The 3,467-nt window shown below is 66.1% G+C and carries 1 protein-coding gene; it reads left to right on the plus strand.

Going from position 1 to position 3,467, the window contains the following annotated elements:
* Nucleotides 1-3,467: phage tail tip fiber protein (locus C4N9_RS21585; RefSeq protein WP_146195204.1), on the plus strand; the 3,467-nt coding region annotated here is incomplete at both ends.

Genomic DNA, 3,467 nt, shown 5'->3' on the forward strand with positions numbered 1-3,467 from the left:
GACCAGATCCGTGCAGAGCGTGATCGCATTCGTCAGGTCGCGGCGGAAGTGGTCGAGCTTGCGGCGAATGACCATGCTGAGCGCGAAGAAATCCGCCGCTCGCTACAGGTCCAGCTTGGCGATCTGGAAGCCAGCTTTGACGAACAGATCCTGGTGCTGGCCGATGCGGATTTCGCGCTGACGGCGCGGATCATCACGCTCGAAGCCAGCAGCGACGACCTGTCCGCGTCCATCCAGCAGGTGGAACAGGCGCGGATCGACGGGGACAATGCGCTGGCCTCGCTGGTCGCGGCCGTGGCCGTCGGCACCGCGCAGCAATTCGACCATGCCGAGATCTGGTACTTCGACACGACGGTCGAGGACTGGACGGGCGCGCCGACCGGCCCGAGTGTTGCGGACGGCTTCCTTGTTCCCGGCGCGGCCTCGTCCGCCCTGTCGCCGACGGGGCTCGGTGTCGATGGTGCGATGTACTCGCAAACCCGCGCTCGTATCCGTCGCGTGGGCTCGCCCACCTGGCTGGGGCAACTTTGGTGGGCCGATGCCGGGCAAGGCTGGGATGCCGGTCGCCGCGACACGCTGGCAGAACCGACCTTCAGCAGCGAAGATATCGCCGAACTGACTTGGACGCCCGGCTGGACCGGCAATATCGATGCGATCCGGCTCGATCTGGCTGATGGTGCGGACGCCTCGAACTATTACGAGATCGACTGGGTTGCGATCGGGCGGCCATCGCCGGGGGCATCCTCGGCCGAGCTGCTGACCGAGCAGCAAGCGCGGATCTCGGCTGATAGCGCGCTGGCCTCGTCCATCCTCGCCTTGGAAGCGGATCTGACCGACGCCGAGGGGGCGATCACCGGCAATGCCAACGCGATCGACGCGCTGGAAGTCCGCGTCACCGACACAGAGGATGGTCTGGCCGCCGCCGCCACGTCGATCACGGCGCTCGAAGCCACGGTCAACGACGAGGAAACCGGGCTCGCAGCGATCGCTGGGATCGTCGAAAGCCTGACGGTCGAGGTCGGACTGCTCTCGGACGGCTCGCAATATTCCTATGCCGAGGCAATCCGCAACCTGCAGGCCAGCGTCCGTGGTGTGGCGCTGGAAGCCCTGAACGCCAGCGCGCGCGACGAGAACGAGCGAGCTGCGGTGCGCGATTACGTGGCCGGCGCAACCCAGACGCTCAACACGCGCGTGGATGCGACCGACCAGCAGGTCGCGATCAATGTCGAGGCGATCACCGCGCTCGATGCTGCGGTGCTGGATGCGCAGGGCGATATCATCGCCAATGCCGGCGCGCTCGACGCCCTGACGCTGACGGTCATCGACCAGGGCAATGCTCTCGACATCAACGCGGCGGCCATCACGTCGCTGGAAGCGAGCATCGCTGGGCTGGACGATGCGCTGGATACCAAGGCAAGCGCCGGGGCCCTTGATGCCCTGACGATCCGGGTCACGGACAACGAAGACGGGCTTTCCGCCCTCGCGACTTCGGTCACAAACCTGAATGCCGAATTGTCGAGCATCGAGGACGATCTGGAAACCCGCGCGCTGGCCTCGGCGCTCGACGAGCTGGTGGCGCAGGTCGAGACGCTGGACGATGGCTCGCTCGCTTCCTTCGCCGCCGCGATCCGCAACCTGCAGACAGAGCTGCGCGGCGTGGCGCTGGAAGGTCTCAATGCGAACGCGCGCGACGAGAACGAACGCGCCGTGGTGCGGGACTATGTGGCGGGGGTTTCGCAAACGCTGACCTCGCGCATCGATGCGACGGACGGGCAGGTCTCGATCAACGTTGCCGCGATCACCGAGCTGACGGCGCAGGTCCTCGACGCGAACGGCAACATCCTGTCGAACACCAACGCCCTGTCGGCCTTGTCGGTCGAGGTTGTCGACCAGGGCGCCTCGATCGATGCGCTGTCGAGCGCGATCACGGCGCTGGAAGCAACCGTTGGCAGCCTCGACGACGAGCTCGACACCAAGGCCAGCGCCTCGGCTCTGTCTGCACTGACCGCTCGCGTCACGGTAGCCGAGGGTGAGATCGACACGATTTCCAGCGCGGTCACGGCCTTGGAGGCAAGCGTCGCGGGTCTGGAAAGCGATCTGGCCACCAAGGCCAACGCCTCGGCGGTCAACGCCCTGACAGCGCGCGTGACGGCGACCGAAGACAGTATCGATGTCTTGTCCAGCGCCGTGACGGGACTTGAGGCGAGCATCGACGATCTCGAAAGCGACCTCGCGACCAAAGCAAGCGCAAGCGCGGTCAGCGCGCTGACGGCCCGTGTCACGGCGACCGAGGATGAGATAGACAGCCTGTCGAGCGCGGTGACTGCGCTTGAAAGCGGTCTCGATGCGCTCGAAGGTGATGTTGCCACCCGTGCCAGCGCTGCAGCCCTCAATGCCCTGACCACGCGCGTGACCACCGCCGAAGGGGCGATTACCGCCAATGCTAACGCGATCACGCAGCTGACGGCGGATCTGTCCGATCTGGACGACGAACTCGCCACCCGCGCCAGCGCCTCCGCCCTGAATGCGCTCTCGGTCGAGGTCTCCGAGATCGACGGCGAGCTGAGTGCGCTGGCCTCTTCGATCTCCGCGCTGGAAAGCACCGTCGATGACGCCACGGCGGGGACCACGTTCAAGATGGAAACCGTCGCGGGCCCCGGCGGCTATGCCCGGATCGGCATGATGGCGCGCTATGCCAGCGGCTATGGCTTCAAGGAAGCCGGGCTCTTTATTGACGTATCCTCGGACTGGAACACGCCCTCGCGCGTGGGTGTCTATGCCGACCAGTTCGTCATCGCGACGGGCAGCGGCCTTGAGACCCCGTTCTTCGTCGATGGCGGGCAGGTGTTCATGGACTGGGCGCGCATCGCCAATGTGTCGATCGGTTTCGGCGAGATCACCGGCGCGCTGCAATCGGACAATTACGACGAGGACGAGGGCCTGCCGGTCGCGGGCTTCAAGCTCGACCGCGAGACGGGCCAGATCAAGGGCAAGGAAGTGATCTCGCGCGAGATCCTGGAGCTGGGCGCCGCGACCGACTTCCAGTCCGAGACCTATGGCGGATGGTATCCCGGCGGGGCGTACACGCCCGGCTGGCAAAACCTTCTGGTGGTCGAGCTCGGCCCCACGGCGCTTGGCGATATGTGGACCATCGTCGCCGGCGGCGATGTGCGGCTCTGGCAATACACCGACAACACGGATCCCCAGGCGCCTCGCTTCTGGCTGCGCGAGGGGCTTTTGCGCCTCGTGCGCCAGACGCAGCCTGTGGGCAGCGCGGTCTGGGGGCCTGAGCGGCAGATCGTGAGCTTCGCCATTCCCACGGACAGCGACTGGAGTGACCGCAACGCCTCGGAGGTGCTGGGCGGCGTCTACAACAACGTCCGCTACGCCCTGCAGATCAGCACGAGGACCACGGGCGATGCCACGCCCCCGAGCCTCCCGTCCAATCACCGCAACCTGTTTCTCTC

Source organism: Pararhodobacter marinus, from assembly GCF_003122215.1.
Taxonomy (GTDB): Bacteria; Pseudomonadota; Alphaproteobacteria; order Rhodobacterales; family Rhodobacteraceae; genus Pararhodobacter; species Pararhodobacter marinus.